The sequence below is a fragment of the Nostoc sp. KVJ3 genome, from assembly GCF_026127265.1.
Lineage (GTDB): Bacteria > Cyanobacteriota > Cyanobacteriia > Cyanobacteriales > Nostocaceae > Nostoc.
Genome location: NZ_WWFG01000004.1, coordinates 93,125 through 109,425 on the forward strand (window position 1 = coordinate 93,125; position 16,301 = coordinate 109,425).

Sequence of the window (16,301 nt, forward strand, 5' to 3'; positions counted from 1 at the left end):
TCCCATGCATCTTTAGGAGGCAATTGAAGCTAGTCAAGCGCGTGATAGGTGGCGCCAACCTAAAATTTTCAGTACGAAGTTGTTTAGCTGTTTCAACCAATTTTTTTATTTTGGTAGCGTATGCTGAATGATGGTTTTTCTGTTTCATGGGGGTTTAGCAGTTTGCTGGATCTTGGCAGACTATTTTTTGTATAGACTGGAAACTAGACTAAACTTTTAGACTGAGGTATTGCTGCCCTTCTTTAGTACAGGACGCATCTGAGAAGCCTTTTATCTCATAAATCTACCCCATAAAGTGTCAATTAGCTCCGACTCAACTCAAGTTACTGTCGAAGAGAAACAATGAATATTAAGCAGACTGTCTTAGAAGTTTCAGGAGTAGAAATCACCAAGGCTATCTTGGTAGATTTACAAAAACTCTCCTCTTACTCTGGAGAACCAATAGCAGCGGTCTATGCAGACAACCTACTGCGTACTATGAGGTTCATGCGCGATAAATTACCTTTTGATCCCTATACAGAAGTGGTAATGGCGCTCCATGATGCACTTGTATTTCAAAACCGATGGATTGACTATAATGCCAGTCAGTACAAGGGAGTTTATGACTTACTTACATCCCTAGTCAATCAAGAGACAATCAACAATTTATCAGTTGAAGACTCTATTTTAACTCTAGAAAACTTAGGCTTTGATACCCTACCTTTCGGGGTAAGCATTGACAATAGTCTAGATACAGATTCAGACGAGTCATAACACAGAATGGAAGATGAATCTGTGAATCAACATTTTTTAGACACCTCAGTTCTCCGTTCTCTGTTATTAAGTACGCAAGCTTATAAACAGTATTTTGAATCTCAATTTACTGACCAACCGCTTTATATCTCTAACTACGTTCAGATGGAGATGAAGCGCAGTTATTTAATTAATCTGATTTCCTTCTACTTTGTACTGCGTCTAGAAACCATCAACAATATTGGAGATGCCATTGCTCTGTGGAGCAATAGATTTAAGACTAGCGAACTCAAAGCTATTTTACAACTTATTCCCCAACTTTTTAGCACGCATCAACTGAACTTTAGCAGTCCCCAAGATAAAGAAACAGCGCTTTCTGTTTTAGCAATTTATATCAAGCGTTTTGAACTTATACTCAGAAAAAAGTTTAACAATACCAACATTGATTCTACTGCCTGCGCCCGCGCTCTTGTACCACTTACCCTTGATTTGAAAAATGCAGCAGAAGGATTAAAGCAGTTTGCTGATGAATTTGGAGATGTAGAAACTTGTCGCAGCAAATGTCAAATAGACCAGTTTCTTTTAGTGCAGTACCGTGACGAAATTGAGCAACTAGTCGAACAAGCTGACCAACTACCCAAAAACTCAAATACTAGGGGATTTATCAATATTGCCAAGAATCTAAAAGAAATATTGACTCAAGGAGCAGCAGCCTATAACTCTGGAGTTTAGACTAAGCAATGGAAAATGACCCAGCAGGGCTGAGTTAATCAGAGACTTAGCAAAAGTATGAAGAATCTTGGGTATTAAACAGCAACAGATGGTTCTTTAGGTGGTCGTGCTACTGTTTTTTTAACAATGGGACATCGGTTTTTACGGTGACGCTTCTTTCCTTGTTGCCAACCGGGAGACTTTCCGCGAGGTTTGGGTGCAGAGGTGGGAGTACCAATGGCCGCAAAAACTCCACCTATAGCTTGAGCAACTCTTCCAGGGGTCAATTTATCTAGAGACTTCTGCCAAGGTAAAGGATTGTCAGTAACGATATCGCGGGCTAACCACAATTCCCAAGTCATCAGAGGCATGAGGTCACTCCACCGTTCACTTTGCTTAGGAGTACCAAAGTTTGGTACAGTCCAATGTAGACGCTGCTTCAAAAAGCGATACCAGTGGTCAATGGTAAAGCGACGCAAGTAAAGACACCAAACTTCTTCTAAGGGTGGCATTTCTTCTCCTACCCAAGCCAACCACAAAGGTTTGGACACTCTCATGTTACCTTGCGCGTCCAGACGTTCAACTCTGATGATTAACATTGGACGTGTAGCAGCCTGACGGAAGTGTAAATCTTTCCACAAGCTCACACGCACACGTCCTAATTTTGGGTCATTTATTTCTAATACAGATGTTGCTTCATTCCATGTTGTGGGCTCATTCAGTTTAAATTTATCACCATGCTTTTTAGGTCGCCCCTTTCCCGAATAAGCTTTTGGTTCACCCCATAAACACAGATTTGAACGCAACCGAACGAGAATATCTGCTGGAATATTCGCAGTTTTTAAGATAAAAGGCGCACAACCATATTCACTATCCCAAACTGAAATCGGTCTGGTAGGCAAATATTTACACACCTGTTTGAGTTGCCAAATTGCTTTCCCAATAGGACTTTCGGCACTTGTGATCCGTTCATGTCTTAATGGTAATGCCCAACTTCCCTCATTTTCAGGTATCCAGGCAATTGTGCTATATCCTTGACCAATGGTAATCGGTTTATTTCCTGCTATGGATGTGCCACTATGCTCATAAGTTCGCTCTTGCAACCTGACGGCATCTGGGCGTGACCAGTTTGTGTGATCTCCTGCTAACAATGGTCGTCCCTCTGCGGGGATTTGTTTGATATATAGCTGCATCAATTTCTGTCGCTGTGGCCTACTATCTTGTAGTGCCTCATAGATACTTGGCCACTTCCTTCTAAATACTGGCGATAGGGACAATTCTGCTAGGCAATAAACATTTCTAGTTAGCAATATGGCATCTGTCAACTCAAAAGTTGCATCGTGTGCTCTGCCTAAATATTTGTAGACTGCTTGACGGAATTCTTCTAATCTGGCACGTTTCATCTTGGCATCTGAGTAATGGTAGTTCGTTTCTCAGCTTCTGCCAAAAGGGGGCCTGTATTCAATCAGACACCCCTTTTCTTCTTGCTTATTATATGATAATGATAATCGAATAAGGGGGGTGGGAGAGAAACGAGCGACGCTCGTTTCTCTCCCACCCTTTTCATGATTATCATTATTGTATTATTTTCTGAGCAGGTATACTACACAATAATTGTTAAAGGTCAGGATGCTTTAAGGCTGACAAGATAATATTTTTAACCTCTAATTCCTTTTGATTTGCGTTCTCTCATATCGCTTTTAGTCTAAACTCCAGTTTTATAGATTTGCCATAAATCAGAAATCATCTCAATGTCTTCACAGATTTCCAGGTCACTCGCTATTACTGCCAGATTTTCTTCGGTCAACCATTCCTCCATTTCGTTTTCATACTGTACTTTCATTTTGTTGAGTCTGTCTTTTTCTAAACCAGAAAAATTACTCCAAATAACTTTTTTTACATTGTCTGGACGACGAGACATAATTCGGGTTACATCTTCCCATTCAGTAGCAATGCGTACTTTGAAAGTTAAATATTCTATGCTCTTATCAAATGTTTCTTCTGAGCAATCAAGTAGTTGAATAGCGTAAAGTAGCTCTGTTAGAGTTAGTTCTTGGCAATTTAAGAACCAGCTTCTAATTGTGGAATTATAAAAAAACGATTTTTTTCCTTCGCTCCTAAACTTCCGCTTTTTAGCTTCAATAATTGGGCGCAGTAAAACAGGACGTACTTCTGGAGGAACTTCTTTAAATTCAATCTCGTTGCTAGAAACAATCACCGGGACTCCACTATTTTCTATTCCAGAATCCTCTGACAATATCCACTTAAAAGATTCGCCGCAGTTGGGACAATCCGCTTCATATTGAGTCACAAACTCTGCTAGAGTGGAATTAAAGTATTCTTGAGTACGAACTAGGGCTGGCATTGGTTTGAAAACATGGTGACAGTGCGGACAGCATCTTACCCCTTGGGTATCTGGGTCGCAGGATATCGGGTCAAGGCTCCATTCTCTGTTGTCACAAGGACGACCAAGCCGAAACCAGTTATCAGTCATGTCTAGGATAGTTGCATATTCCTTAAGCGGGGCAGGGCGTAATATTCTGCCAATCATTTGCAACCAAAGAGTAACACTGCTAGTAGGTCGAGCAATCACCGCCGCCAGTGAGTCAGGACAATCAAATCCCTCAGTCAAAATGGCACAATTGCTAATCACCTGCGTCTGACCATTACGAAATCTATCTAAAATTGCTTGACGCTGTGAGTGTGGTGTATTTCCATCAAGATGCTCACAGGTGATGCCATCTGCATAAAATACTGCTGCGATATCTTGAGAATGCTTGACGTTGACCGCAAAAATAATTGTCTTTTTACCAGCACAAAATTTTTTCCACTGCTTTAACACCTCAGCAGGTTTGTAATCAGAAGCAACTTCTTCTAATTCTTTTCTGGTGAAGTCACGTTTTTTAGGGACTTTGTGTTTGCTATATTTAAAGCCAGCGATTAACTTATAATCTGTCAAATATCCAAGGGCTATTAATTCTTGGGTCTTAATTGAGCAAATCAGGTGGTCGAAAATATCTCGCAGTCCATAACCATCTTCACGTCTTGGTGTAGCTGTCAGTCCCAAAATGAGTGCATCTGGATAAGCATCTAGCAATTTACGGTAACTATTAGCTGAAGAATGGTGAGCTTCATCAATAATCACAACCTTCGCTATTGGGTAAGTTTGGCGACGAAAAAGAGTTTGGATACTGGCTACTTGAATTAAGGAATCAGTTGGCTTGTATCCTGCTTTGATGATTCCTGGTTGTACTTTTGTAGCTGCCGTCAGTTTCTCGCTGGCCTGGAGAATTAATTCCTCCCTGTGAGCGACTACCAACACACCTTCACCTTGGGCTATAAATTCAGATGCGATTGCAGCAAAGATAATAGTCTTGCCGCCACCCGTACTCAGTTGCAATAATACTTTTCTAATTCCACAAGACCAAGCAGTAAAAGTTTTTGAAACTAAATCTTGTTGGTAATCGCGCAGAATCAACATATATGTTTGTATGTCACCCCTTGTTCTAATTGCTTTCTGTCCTGCAAGCTTATAATACCCGTGGAGTACATAACAATTTTTCTGACTGTTCTGCATTCATGCGAACGCCTGCACTAACAATGGAGGAATAACTAGCTCAGTTACGGGGTTAACAGGTATATCACACCGTAAGCGTTCACAGGTGAATACTTTTGGAGGCAGGTATCCTCACTCAGCAGGAATACGAGGCGAAACGTCAAGCTTTAGTTAATCAACTTTGATTAGGGTAATCCCATTTGCTCGACTATTGGCATAAATCTACTTGCCTTGTACCTCGCATAGGCATCAGCCAAAGCCTCTACTGGAGTTTTCCACTCGCCTCTACTAAACGTAGGTTTCGGTTCTGCTAAATTAGACGCTATTGGGGGTGAAACTGAAGCTCGATACGTACTTATACCCTCTTTAGTGTACCTGCTTATATTCCAATCTAGACCATGCTCTTCAATCATTAAAATCAATTGGTCTAATTTTTTAGGTGACAGTTTCCTTTTCATTTTGAAATAGCCATTATGTCACTAATCAAATAGCATACATTAATTGCTCCATTGAAGTATGAATTCGAGCGCTTGTTATACTACAATTTACTGAAAGTCTACCGTCAAACAACCTACTCATTCCACACGAGAGAATCAGGCTTCTAGTGCTTTACCAGAATTGCAACTTATACCAATGCAATAGACAGGTGATCCCCTATGAGAATCAACGCTGAACAAATTGCTTATGATATCCGTGATTTAAATCGTAGTCCAGAGCAACGGCTTTTGGCTAATTTGTACTTGCTCGACTTAGATGAATATGAAGTTGAACCCTTGGCTGTTCATTGGGAGGCACTCTGCGCTTTGGGTATTAGTTTTCAATCTGACCGGGTACAAGTGAGCATCAATGCCTATTCCCAGAATTTAGAAGCCGCTATTTTGTACGTACTCGATCTGAATTCCCGAATTCCTTTTAGTGAGCCAGAACACGCCACAAATACCTTTGTTAAAGCTTTGCGTGAGGGCTGGTAGTCAGTAATTCATTCTCTTTACTGACAGTTTTACTCGCCCAAATGCTGCGTGTCCTAAAGTCATGCTAAACGGTCTGCTGTGCTGTTTGAGTTCGCTTTATTCAACTTTAAATATTGGACGTTGCCGAGCCATGTATTGAATTGGTTTTAGCTCAAACTGAGACAACATTTCACATCCAGTCCAACAGTGTCCTTTTGGGCTATTAAGTGCTGAAGTGACAACCCAAAGCACAAAATTAGGATTTTTATTTGCCTGCTCAACTTCGTTGGCAGTAATTATAAAAGCTGGTTCCTTTCCAGAAACACCCTTTACTTCAACATTTTTGACTATGGAATCTTTAGTACAAATTAAGTCGTAACCTACGTTATCTCTTTCAACAGATTGAATGTTCCAGCCATTATACTGTTTCATTACAAAATCAATTGCGGCTTTCTCAACTTCTTTGTTTTTTTGATAATTGCCAAAACCAGCACCTAGTAAATCTGCCTCTTCTTCGTTTTCTTTTTTCTCTGGAATTGAGACTATACTTATGTTTTCAATAATTTCAACTTCATTACTAGGTTCTAAGGTGTTTGAAGATTCTGATTCCTCAGAGGTGTTATCAGGTTTTATTTCTTCAGTTTCAGATATTTTTTTAGCAATTTGCTTCTTTAGTAGACTTTCACACAAGTTCAAGGCATTAATGGCTTTTGAATATCCGGGCTGAATGTCAAGTGCCTGGTTGTATGCTTTAATAGCATCTTGATAGTTCATCTCATCCTTGTGATTCTTGCCCTTCTCGCAGAAAATATCAACTAAACGCTTACCAGATCCTCTCCTCGAAAGAGGCATTGAATGGACTTCCCAAGCCGAATCTAAACTTTCACAAAATCTTTCATCAAACTCACATCCTCCCTGCTGAAATTTGAAATTAGCCCCCTTGAACTGAGGCATATACTTTAATTTTTCTTGCTCTAAAGGCTGATCAAAATCAACAACAGAATCTATATGAAGAGTCACCATAAAACTGTTTCCATAGAATCTATTAAAATAAGCTTCACTTAGATGATTATACTCATCTTGTTTTCTTAACTGGCAGCTATCAGGTGCAGCAAGAACTTTACCAGCAGCAAAAAATCCATGCGGTTTGCTACCTGTTCGTTTAAGGTAAGCTCTATCTCCAACTTTAATCTTGGTATTATTTCCCGAACTCCACGTAGTATTGTAAAATTTCTCAGCAGCAATTTGTTTTTTTGCGTCCTCTATGTTTTTGCGGATGTCAATTTCGGTATCTTCATTGCACAAAAATATTAACGTTTTCATTTTTGATAAATATAATTTTGATGTTGGCTGTTTTCAGCTTGACCTTTCTGTTTTTAGTCAGGCATCAGTAATTACATCACAAATTAATAAAGACTTGATAAACGGCTTTCATTTTTCGGAAGTTTATAAAAAACGTGGGTGACTCCTGCCACCCATGAATCTACTCTTTGGTTAATTCCTCAAACTGTGCGATCGGTGGAGTTACTTATCAGAAGTAGGATTCTCTCAAGTTGAGTTCCGATAAGTAAATGGGTAGCACGAGCCAGACTAAAGACTCGCCTCTACCAACTCGTTAAACAGTCGCTTCAATTCATCTGAACTGAACCGTTGACCTTTTACCTTAAAGTTAGGCTGTATCTCAATAATGACTGCCGATTAAAAGCGATCGCTCTCCCTGGATGCGCCAGCAATTGCTACCACCAACCACGATTGAGATAATACCCGCTAGTTGTCTGGGTTTAGACGAGAGTAACTTACGGGCTAACTAAGACTGACCTGTGTGAGCGGATAAACATCAACGGCAGTCAAATCAATCAATGGGCAACGATGCTTAACCTAGACCCTGATGAGTACCTGTATGAGTTGACTGGGTGGAAGAAACCCCTTAACACTCGGCGGTACTTCCCGGTGTTGGAGAACGAGCAGAAACAGGCTTGATCTTGGGCAATTTATATATAGGGTTGGACAAACCTAGCAGTTTACGGAATTCTGGGTCATGTTTGACAAGTAAGCAGTATTTTCAAGAAAATTTATCCCGATAATAATTTATGGATTTATCACAGTTGAAGTGGTTGAAGAACGTGAAAGATCAAGGGCGTTGGGCTTACAGTGATCCTGATGATATGGCTATTCCCGGAACGAATATTTTTTGTCTACACTGGCGTAATTATAAAGATAAACCTAATGCTAAAGAACCTCTCAAGGGTGATCTAATGCTACTGATACAAGGAGCGAGAGTAACTCACATCGTAGAATTATTAGACGATGAAGTGTATGAGAATAAAGAAGCTGAATGGAATATATATCGCATAGTAAAAGCTATTTGGATGCCTAAGAACAATTTTGATTGGGAAAAACTCCCTGGTTACATAGAGGTTTTTGGCTATGAAGATATTGTCTTTGATGGTTTAGCACATAGATTATTTGATGAAAACAGGATGTATACGTTTCATCAACATTGGAAACCGTTAGGCGGTTTACCAGCTTTTCAGAAACACTTGGGCGATATCCTGATCAATGCTTCAAAAATCCCTAAGCAAATTATCGGAACTTTCAATGATCAACCACTGGGGTACATTCGTAGTGAAGGTAGCGGGGCTGAACTTTTGGATATCGTCACAATAGGCGACTGTCCTGACGAGAACTTCTTGCAGGGCTTGTGGCGATGGGTGCAGACTGACGGACAAATTGTTGTCGATGAACAAGCACTGAATAGAGCCAGAACACAAGGCTAAATTTGTGTCAGCTAAATAAGCTGAGACTCGCCCAGCATCAAGTTGAGCGAGTTTTGTACTGTCTAGACTAGCTTTTGTTTGCTACGCCGCACGAACGGTCTTGCCATCAGGCATAGCAAGTTTCCATTAATTCCCTTCTCCGAAGAAAAGCGACATATCAGCTTGTGTAATCCGCATTTTGCTTCTTGTGATCCGAGAATACCCGCCAAGTGTCATCTGACGGGATAGGACTATTTCACATCATCATAGCTTGTAAATTTCAAGTCTTTTGGCAATGGTTTGATTTTTTCAGTATACTCTTTTCGCTTATCAGCAATATCATCGTCCCTTGTTCTGCGACGGCGAGGTAAGTCAGTTTCTTTTGATTTGTCGTTAGCCATTATGTTTCGTTAGTGCTAGAAGATTGTTAGTCGTGTTGTTATGGCAGTCAAACGCCGATTCGATAAACGCTACTTTTTTAATTTGTCTCGAATGAGTTCTACTAAAGAGTCATATTAAAAATTACCTAATAAATTTACTTTGGTATCTATATTTAAGTTACCCAACAGCTTGTGTTAAATAACACTGGCATCACCGTGCCAAAACGGGAAAATTGTACGCTAAGGCTAAAAGCGTTATCCAGCAAGCATCTTAGCCCCTCGCTTTTCTATAGCACCCGTGAGCGGCTGTTTATCCTCAATTGATTGGTGCAGAGTATTGCTAGTACTCTGCACCATCTGGAAAGACTAATTCGAGCCAAAAATGATAAATAGAGGTATGCCATTTGCTCAAAACAACTTATTTTCATAGCGTTGAGGTTAGCATCAGCTTCTTAGCGTACAATTTTCCCAATTTGGCACGGTGATGCCCAGCATATCAAGCTGGTGAATTAGGGATAGATAGTGGCTTAAGCTTTGGGGATTATGCCGGGTTTAGTTGGCAATGGACTTGGTTGAGATTGCGAGATTATTACGGAACAGATAACGGCTTAGTCAAAGAAGTTGGCTACTGGAACAAAGACAGTAAGCACTCAACCAAGCTGGTTATTACTCAGCCTGGGATAGAGTTTTATCGACAGCAGTGGTCACAATATCGCGCTCTCTACCCTGATGTAAATGCGCCCAAACCTGATTAAGGTTATTTACCTGCTACTCTAAGCAATTGTAAATTTATCACCTTGTCTCAATAAAGGATACATCTCTTGCGCGATCGCTTCTAACTTATCACCATGAGGATGAGGACGAGCGATCCGAACCCCTTCATCCCACCACGAACAGCCGCCAGCCAAACTATAATGCAGCGTAAGGGTGACTTCATGCCAATCACCGGATAAAAATAAACGAGTATCTTTCAATGCAAAAGCTAGATTAAAATCAAATCTATCTCTTCGATAATATTTATGAAATGGATTACTATGTGGCCTATCCTCAGAAGTAGATTCACTAAGATATGCCAGAAAATTCATTTCTATCCAATTATCTACTTTAAAATTAAATTCGGGGATTATCCTAAAGTGTGTGTGCGGATAGTATTTTTCTGCAATTTGAATTAAAATCAGTTCGGTTTCAGGTAATACCGCTTGCATAATTTTTGACCACAGTTCGCAAAACTAAAAAAGCTTGTCAAACAGATCACTACAGATAAACTACTGTCCCATTTCTGCCATAAGGCATTGAAGCTCCCAGGTTAGCCCTTCAAAGTCAGGCATATTTTCCTCTCTATCACGCGAGTAAGCGCTTGGTTCTATGCCGATAACTTCAGTTCCCACACGCACATCTGCTACGTGATTCATTCGGCTGCATAAGGGCATTGCAAGTGTATCTCCTATTTTTTTGTAGGTGTCTTCGCCGCTTGGGAAACAAAATAAATCGCCGCGCTGTAAATCTGAGAATTTCATACAACTAACAAGTTTTACTCTTTTTGGTTGGGTGATAACTCAACGTATCAGATTACAAATCTGAACTATTTGGTTGCAATAGAGCCTGTTGAATCTGCTTGTCGGTTGCTAATTTCATTGGGTTAATATCTTCATTAAGAACAAAAATCCCTTCTTCTAATTCAACCAAATCACCCACTGAAAATTGACAATCAGCATCCATTGCCGGGTGCATCATCATCCAAGCGTCGTGACTGGCTAATTGTTTTCCATTAGGCATGAAAACTTTGTGGATCATGGACATTCCTCCGAAATGCAGCACACGGATATTAAAAGGATAACTTATCGATTTGCGCCCTCATGTAAGCTAGGGCTGATTGAATATCTGAGAATGCTTGCTTTTCTTGTGACACCATTTCTGATTGCACAGGTACATATAATTCAGCCAAGTAGGAGTACAAGTATGGATCAAACCACACGTCAATAATGCAGTCTTTATACCAACCTTGCGAATAGTATTTATCGATCTGTTCTTTCATGTAAGCTACAGCCGATTGAATATCTGAGAATGGTTGCCTTTGTTGTAACAACATTCTATTGCGTACCGGGGCATATAATTCAGCCAAGTAGCAGCCGCGCCTGTCATCACGCCAAATATCAATGCTACAACCCTTGTATCTCTCGGAGTGCTTTAAATCCTCGGACAGTAAATCAATCATGATGAACACCCATAAGCTTATCTTCTAGTAAACCAGAAAACCATCCAGGATTACCCAGATGGTTGGTGATTATTCCCAATTTTGGGAAAATATTTACTTGTCTACTGACCTAACTTTGCTTGGCAGGTAAGCGCTTGCCGACATACCTTATTCCCTCATACAAACAAGGGCTTTCTTCTTTGTATTGATACGGATATTTGTATGTAGTGCAAATCTCTCCGCTTACCTCTACATACATTGATTTAGAATAAATTTCCTGTCCTGGACAAATAGAAATATGTTCCGCCCAAGTCAAATCTTGTAAGTGATAATTGGTGGCGTAACCTGTTTCATGGTTATGCTCTGTTGGGATTGATTCTTTTTTGATGTCGTACATTGAAATGCTCCGAAACAAACTTATTAATGTAAATACTATTTGCGTACTTGGAACCCAGGAACACACTCAAGGAACAAATAGAGGAACGAGGAACAGGAACGCTACAAGCCTTGTTCCTGCGTCGTTACTGGGGCTTATGTCTGCCATCTGTATCCCGTTCCTGGTTCCTGGTTATGCCGTGGGGGTATAGCCAATTTCGTTATCTCCGTCGATTAATTTAAGTGTTATCAACTCACTAATTCCCTCTTTTACAGTAGCGGTGATTGGTGCTTCCTCTCCCCACCGACGAGATTTTCTAACCGCGTCGAACTTCACCGGAGGATTACCAGATTTTATGATTTCCAGAATTGTAGACGCAATTATAGATAGGTTGGGAATGTTAACCCTTTCGGCTGAAGGAAGTTCTAAAAAACGTTCAAGCTGCTGCCTTGTATCGGATTGTTGAATAGAGGTTTTCTGCTCTACTACGCTGTTCTGTGTAGCATCCACAGCCTCTAAACACTGCTCTCTGTAAGTTTGATATTCGGCATAAATAGAATTAGGTACTACACCAAGCACCCAATTATTATTATTAGACAAAATCAAAGGTTCAGTTCCAGAGTCTAGTCCATCAAGTAAAATCTTGAGTTCTGATCGCTTTGCGCCATTGCTAATTAAGTGGGCATTGCTTAGTGCAAGCTCAATGAATTCCCGCTTGTTATTTTTGGCTAAAAATATAATGTCCCCAACGCTCCGCGAATCTCTACTTCCGCAAAAGGGTAATGCATCTAGGTTGGGTGAGTGAGAACTTACCCAGAGAGATAAATTATATTCACGTCCTACCAACCAAGCCTCATTTAGAGTTGCCTGTAAATGCCCTGCTAATGACACTAACCCCAACTCTTTCTTATCTGATATAGCGTAGCTACCGGGGTCAATCCAGACGTTCTTAAGGGCATTCTCAAACAACAAATTCATTGTCAAAAAGTCATCTAGGAACACACGGGTTATTTTTCCTCCTTTCATTCCACAGTCGATAAACTTGATGATTGCCAATGCCGCAGCTACGGGGCTGTCTTTCACAGCGATCGCATGAGTAGCGAATCTCTTAAAAAAGGCGACATCACTCTGTTTGACCACCACAGCAAGAGATTGGAATTTATCACCATATTTGGTTCTGAGTCTCCCCCATGCTGTACCTAGAAACGTAGTCTTCCCTGCACCCGGAGAGGCAATAATCACACATCCACCCAAGGTTTTATTATCAGCAGTTAATACCAGTGCATCAAGAATATTTAATGCCGTTTGGTGATGGTTCGGTGCTGAGGAGAGAGTGTGGTTTAATACCGCAGGGACATTGGTGACAAGTTAAAGCTGTAAGTCTTTTGTCAAGAGGCTTTGAGAGAATCGCTGAAAAAAAACTGGTCAGACCCTCGTTGGAGATCAGGAAAAGGAGCGACAATTAACTTAACGTTTGGTTTTCGCTTCTGTTTGATAATACCTAAATCTCGATTTTGAGGGTCAGCAAAATACTTAATAGTATCTGTTGTGTTACCTTTTTGATGAGCCATTGTAAAATGGTAAAGACCACGATAAATCATTTCTAATGAGATTTCATCAAAGGGTAGAGAGAGTTCATCCGCTACGGCATCACCTAAATCTACTAAAACCGCATAAAATAACCACGTCGCCCAAATTTGTAACTTAATTCCATTAATTGAACCTGTCCATAAATAACTTAACCCCAAGAGTCTTTTGACTATATTAAAAGCATCTTCAATTCGCCAACGCCGCCGATATAAATCTGCTACTACATAAGGGGGTAAAACATGAGGGTCTAGGACGCTGGTTAAATAAGAATGCCATGTTTTTCCCGACCTTACTTCAATCAAACGTAAAGTTATAAACGGAGTCTTTTTAGTGCCAGAACCGAGACGTATCTTCCGGTCTCGCAGTCCATAACTATCTGTCAACACCTGTTCTACTTTGATTGCTGCTCCTTTCTTTATTCTGGTAATAAAGTCAACTTTATTCTCGATTAATTGATGCCAAAAGTTAAAGTGATAAAAACCTCTATCTAATAAGAGTAAAGTTCCGGCTCTAACTAAATTTAGGATATTTTCTTCTAGTTTAGTATCAGAAGCTTTAGGATTTTCTTCAAACCAAATTTCTACAGGTAATCTGGTCATTAAATCAATGACTGTACTCATCTTTCCTGCTAATTGTCCTCTTTGAGCTTCCTCTAAACTTTGTATTTTCCTAAACAATGCCTCCAGTGTTGACCCGTCTACTATCCAAATTTTCTCGAATTTTAATAATGTAAACTGAATACTTTCTGGTAATGGACGTTTATTTCTACTATGCCAAGCCGCTCTCAAACTAGGCAATAAATCTTTAAATACTTTTTCAAATAATTCTGATGGAAATGTCAAAAATCTCTGTGATACTGCTTGTTGACTAACTTTTGTGGGATTACACCACAGAAAACCGTCTCTGGCTAACATTCTTGTCAGTTCCCTGACTCCTGCTACATCTCTCCATAACAAGGTCAGCACCGCAGCCATCATCAATGGTAAATTCAGTATCCGTTCCCTGAGTCCTAGTTTTCGGTAGTAATTTTCTTGATTTGTAATCGCTGGTGTCAGTAATCTTTCCAGTTGCTCTGCAATTACTTCGTCTTCCACCATTGGTCTGTGTTTCTTTTTGGCATGGTCTCTATTGGTTTTTTTGCTGGTGGTCATGGCTAAGTCTCAATCGCTCAATTACTTGTCTAGATTGAGTTTCCCACTATTTTTGAACACTACAAATATCACCCTTGACAATTTCTCCTTTTCCTTAACTTGTCACCAATGCCGCAGGGATGGCACTTTCATGGGCATTGCTTGCTTGAAGTAAAGTTGGTTGAGTGTGAATACTTGTTTGGTCAAGAGAGATTATTGTCTGTGCTTGAGCAAGAAGCTCATTGCGAGATATCCCCATCCGTTCAGCCGAGTAATCGGTAGCTACTGCTAAGGCATTTTTACCATCATTTCTGATTAAATGACCCCTATGATTAATATTTCCCTTTGATGCATCCCACAGGCTATCAAGGAATAGTTCTGACCCAGACAAATGCCATAGAATAGCCCAGTTTTTAGGAGTGCTGGAGTTAAGAGCTAATCTATATCTTTTAACTTTCTGCACAACTTCAGAAACTTTCTGATTTCTCAGGTAGCTCCCACTAATTATTACTCCTGCACTGCTGACCGCAGAACTCGCTACAATTAGACCTAAAATAGGATTTAGTAAGGTAACTCCGGTTAGAGCGAGACATCCTGAGAACCCACTAGCAATTGATGCCCAATGCAGGAAGTTAGACTGGTTTTCGCTATTGCATTCTAACTCTTCAAGTTCCCTTATAAATTGCTGAATTATTTTAATTTTTGATTGCAGTGTATCAGAATCTTGCTCCTCGATGTGGGCAAAGAACAAGGCTTTTAATGGGTCACGCGACAAGGATTTGGTTACTAACATGGGAATTGGTAATTTAATTTAATTAATAAAATCCCACCCAGCGTATATTGGATGGGATTATTCCTTTAATTAGGTGAAATTTACATGGTCTGTTTCAGGTTCAGAGTCGCCCATCTTGTCGGAAACCTGACCTAACACAGAGATTGTGCTGCTCACCAGAAGTAAGCATTTCTCAGGCAGGAGCAGACTTATTGCAGCCATGATTAGAGCATAAAAATTCAATCCTGTAGCGAGGAATGCATAGCATAAAACTAATGCAGTTTCTATGGCATAACTGATTAGCCGAGTTGATTTCAACATTCCGTGGTCAAGAGTCAACCAGTTTTCCAGTCGTTCTTCTGGGTTATCAAAGCGTTCACTACTTTCAACATCAATTCCTAAAGCCAAGTATGCCCGTGAAATATCCTGCCTAATCTTCCAAAGTTCGGGTGAAAGTTGATAAATATTTATCCCTAATCCCAGCAAAATACCACAAGTAGCTGTGCCGATATTCCATAGCCCCGAAATGCCAAATAACTTACCAAGCCATATTCCGATCGCAGCCCATTGTGCTGTTGCCACGGCGCACACTGCTACAAAGGCTATGATGGCCACTATACAAGGGGCTGTGGGGTTAGCTAACAGCTTTACGATCAGCGAGAATGCAAAGGTAATTAGCCGCATTGAGTTCTCGGCTATCAGCCAAATTAACTTTAATACTTCCCTGAGAAACCCAAATACTTTTGCTACTATTTTTTGAATAGAGACAGCAATATTCTTCTTGGGTTCACCACTTTTTTGTTGACGACTTTTCATTTAAATCAGTGTCCTCTTTAAGAATTGATAGTTGATTGTTTAGTTCAGTTTTTGAGTAAATCTGAGAAACTATTAATCGCCCTTCGGCGTAAACAACCTTTAAAATCTGTCCAGTCTTTACGCTCTTAATACAGGAAGTGGGGAGCTTCCCAGTTAGAGAACCTGGGGTATTTACTTCATCACCGAGCTTGAAAGGTTTTGAATTATTGGATGTCCAGCACGTATCAGATTTAAAGTGTTGGGCTATTAAGTTTAATCCTTTCGCCCGTTCAGTTATTGCGCTATCTGAACCAATTCTTTTGGAGATAACAGCACTAGTCACGATGCCGAGGGATAGT

General features: G+C 40.2%; 19 protein-coding genes. 5 read left to right on the plus strand and 14 right to left on the minus strand.

Annotated elements, in window-relative coordinates; translation table 11 throughout:
* The first annotated feature begins 342 nt into the window (after positions 1–342).
* A complete protein-coding gene (locus GTQ43_RS33880) occupies positions 343–753 on the plus strand; it encodes a hypothetical protein (RefSeq protein WP_265277131.1) in 411 nt (136 codons plus the stop codon).
* A 21-nt stretch (positions 754–774) separates the two neighbouring features.
* Positions 775–1,464: a hypothetical protein gene (locus GTQ43_RS33885; RefSeq protein WP_265277132.1), complete on the plus strand. Its 690-nt coding sequence runs from the start codon at positions 775–777 to the stop codon at positions 1,462–1,464.
* A gap of 74 nt (positions 1,465–1,538) precedes the next feature.
* Here GTQ43_RS33885 and GTQ43_RS33890 read toward each other — a convergent pair whose 3' ends face one another.
* The 3 genes from GTQ43_RS33890 to GTQ43_RS33900 form a co-directional block, all read right to left on the minus strand.
* Positions 1,539–2,846 carry an NF041680 family putative transposase gene (locus GTQ43_RS33890; protein ID WP_265270371.1) on the minus strand — a complete coding sequence of 436 codons (1,308 nt, stop codon included), beginning with the start codon at positions 2,844–2,846 and terminating at the stop codon, positions 1,539–1,541.
* A 302-nt stretch (positions 2,847–3,148) separates the two neighbouring features.
* A complete protein-coding gene (locus GTQ43_RS33895; protein WP_265277134.1) occupies positions 3,149–5,020 on the minus strand; it encodes a DEAD/DEAH box helicase in 1,872 nt (623 codons plus the stop codon).
* Between the two features lie 164 nt (positions 5,021–5,184).
* Entirely contained in the window at positions 5,185–5,457 is a 273-nt protein-coding gene (locus GTQ43_RS33900; RefSeq protein WP_265277135.1) for a hypothetical protein, read from the minus strand.
* A gap of 198 nt (positions 5,458–5,655) precedes the next feature.
* Here GTQ43_RS33900 and GTQ43_RS33905 point away from each other — a divergent pair, with 198 nt between their 5' ends.
* Positions 5,656–5,970: a hypothetical protein gene (locus GTQ43_RS33905; RefSeq protein ID WP_265277136.1), complete on the plus strand. Its 315-nt coding sequence runs from the start codon at positions 5,656–5,658 to the stop codon at positions 5,968–5,970.
* Between the two features lie 96 nt (positions 5,971–6,066).
* On the opposite strand, the gene GTQ43_RS33910 is transcribed toward GTQ43_RS33905, so the two are convergent.
* Entirely contained in the window at positions 6,067–7,272 is a 1,206-nt protein-coding gene (locus GTQ43_RS33910; RefSeq protein WP_265277137.1) for a protein NO VEIN domain-containing protein, read from the minus strand.
* 767 nt (positions 7,273–8,039) lie between these two features.
* On the opposite strand from GTQ43_RS33910, the gene GTQ43_RS33915 reads away from it, so the two are divergent.
* The gene (locus GTQ43_RS33915; protein WP_265277138.1) at positions 8,040–8,726 is read left to right on the plus strand and encodes a hypothetical protein; all 687 of its coding nucleotides are present in this window, start codon (positions 8,040–8,042) and stop codon (positions 8,724–8,726) included.
* A gap of 230 nt (positions 8,727–8,956) precedes the next feature.
* On the opposite strand, the gene GTQ43_RS33920 is transcribed toward GTQ43_RS33915, so the two are convergent.
* Positions 8,957–9,106 carry a hypothetical protein gene (locus GTQ43_RS33920; RefSeq protein ID WP_265277139.1) on the minus strand — a complete coding sequence of 50 codons (150 nt, stop codon included), beginning with the start codon at positions 9,104–9,106 and terminating at the stop codon, positions 8,957–8,959.
* A gap of 557 nt (positions 9,107–9,663) precedes the next feature.
* On the opposite strand from GTQ43_RS33920, the gene GTQ43_RS33925 reads away from it, so the two are divergent.
* Complete coding sequence (locus GTQ43_RS33925) at positions 9,664–9,840, plus strand: hypothetical protein (RefSeq protein WP_265277140.1); 177 nt, start codon at positions 9,664–9,666, stop codon at positions 9,838–9,840.
* A gap of 18 nt (positions 9,841–9,858) precedes the next feature.
* On the opposite strand, the gene GTQ43_RS33930 is transcribed toward GTQ43_RS33925, so the two are convergent.
* The 9 genes from GTQ43_RS33930 to GTQ43_RS33970 all read right to left on the minus strand — a co-directional run bounded on the left by GTQ43_RS33930 (position 9,859) and on the right by GTQ43_RS33970 (position 15,963).
* Positions 9,859–10,290, minus strand: coding sequence for a hypothetical protein (locus GTQ43_RS33930; RefSeq protein WP_265277141.1), 432 nt, complete (start codon positions 10,288–10,290; stop codon positions 9,859–9,861).
* A gap of 60 nt (positions 10,291–10,350) precedes the next feature.
* Positions 10,351–10,602, minus strand: a complete 252-nt coding sequence (locus GTQ43_RS33935; protein ID WP_265277142.1) for a hypothetical protein — start codon at positions 10,600–10,602, stop codon at positions 10,351–10,353.
* Positions 10,603–10,654: 52 nt separating this feature from the next.
* Positions 10,655–10,879: a hypothetical protein gene (locus GTQ43_RS33940; RefSeq protein WP_265277143.1), complete on the minus strand. Its 225-nt coding sequence runs from the start codon at positions 10,877–10,879 to the stop codon at positions 10,655–10,657.
* Positions 10,880–10,910: 31 nt separating this feature from the next.
* Positions 10,911–11,300 carry a hypothetical protein gene (locus GTQ43_RS33945; RefSeq protein ID WP_265277144.1) on the minus strand — a complete coding sequence of 130 codons (390 nt, stop codon included), beginning with the start codon at positions 11,298–11,300 and terminating at the stop codon, positions 10,911–10,913.
* A gap of 109 nt (positions 11,301–11,409) precedes the next feature.
* Entirely contained in the window at positions 11,410–11,676 is a 267-nt protein-coding gene (locus GTQ43_RS33950) for a hypothetical protein (protein WP_265277145.1), read from the minus strand.
* A gap of 171 nt (positions 11,677–11,847) precedes the next feature.
* A complete protein-coding gene (locus tag GTQ43_RS33955; protein ID WP_265277146.1) occupies positions 11,848–12,897 on the minus strand; it encodes a hypothetical protein in 1,050 nt (349 codons plus the stop codon).
* A 146-nt stretch (positions 12,898–13,043) separates the two neighbouring features.
* Positions 13,044–14,342, minus strand: a complete 1,299-nt coding sequence (locus tag GTQ43_RS33960; protein WP_265273659.1) for an IS4 family transposase — start codon at positions 14,340–14,342, stop codon at positions 13,044–13,046.
* A gap of 148 nt (positions 14,343–14,490) precedes the next feature.
* Positions 14,491–15,168: a hypothetical protein gene (locus GTQ43_RS33965; RefSeq protein WP_265277147.1), complete on the minus strand. Its 678-nt coding sequence runs from the start codon at positions 15,166–15,168 to the stop codon at positions 14,491–14,493.
* Between the two features lie 69 nt (positions 15,169–15,237).
* Positions 15,238–15,963 (minus strand): hypothetical protein, encoded by a 726-nt coding sequence (locus GTQ43_RS33970; protein WP_265277148.1) that lies wholly within the window; start codon positions 15,961–15,963, stop codon positions 15,238–15,240.
* Between the last annotated feature and the right edge of the window lie 338 nt (positions 15,964–16,301).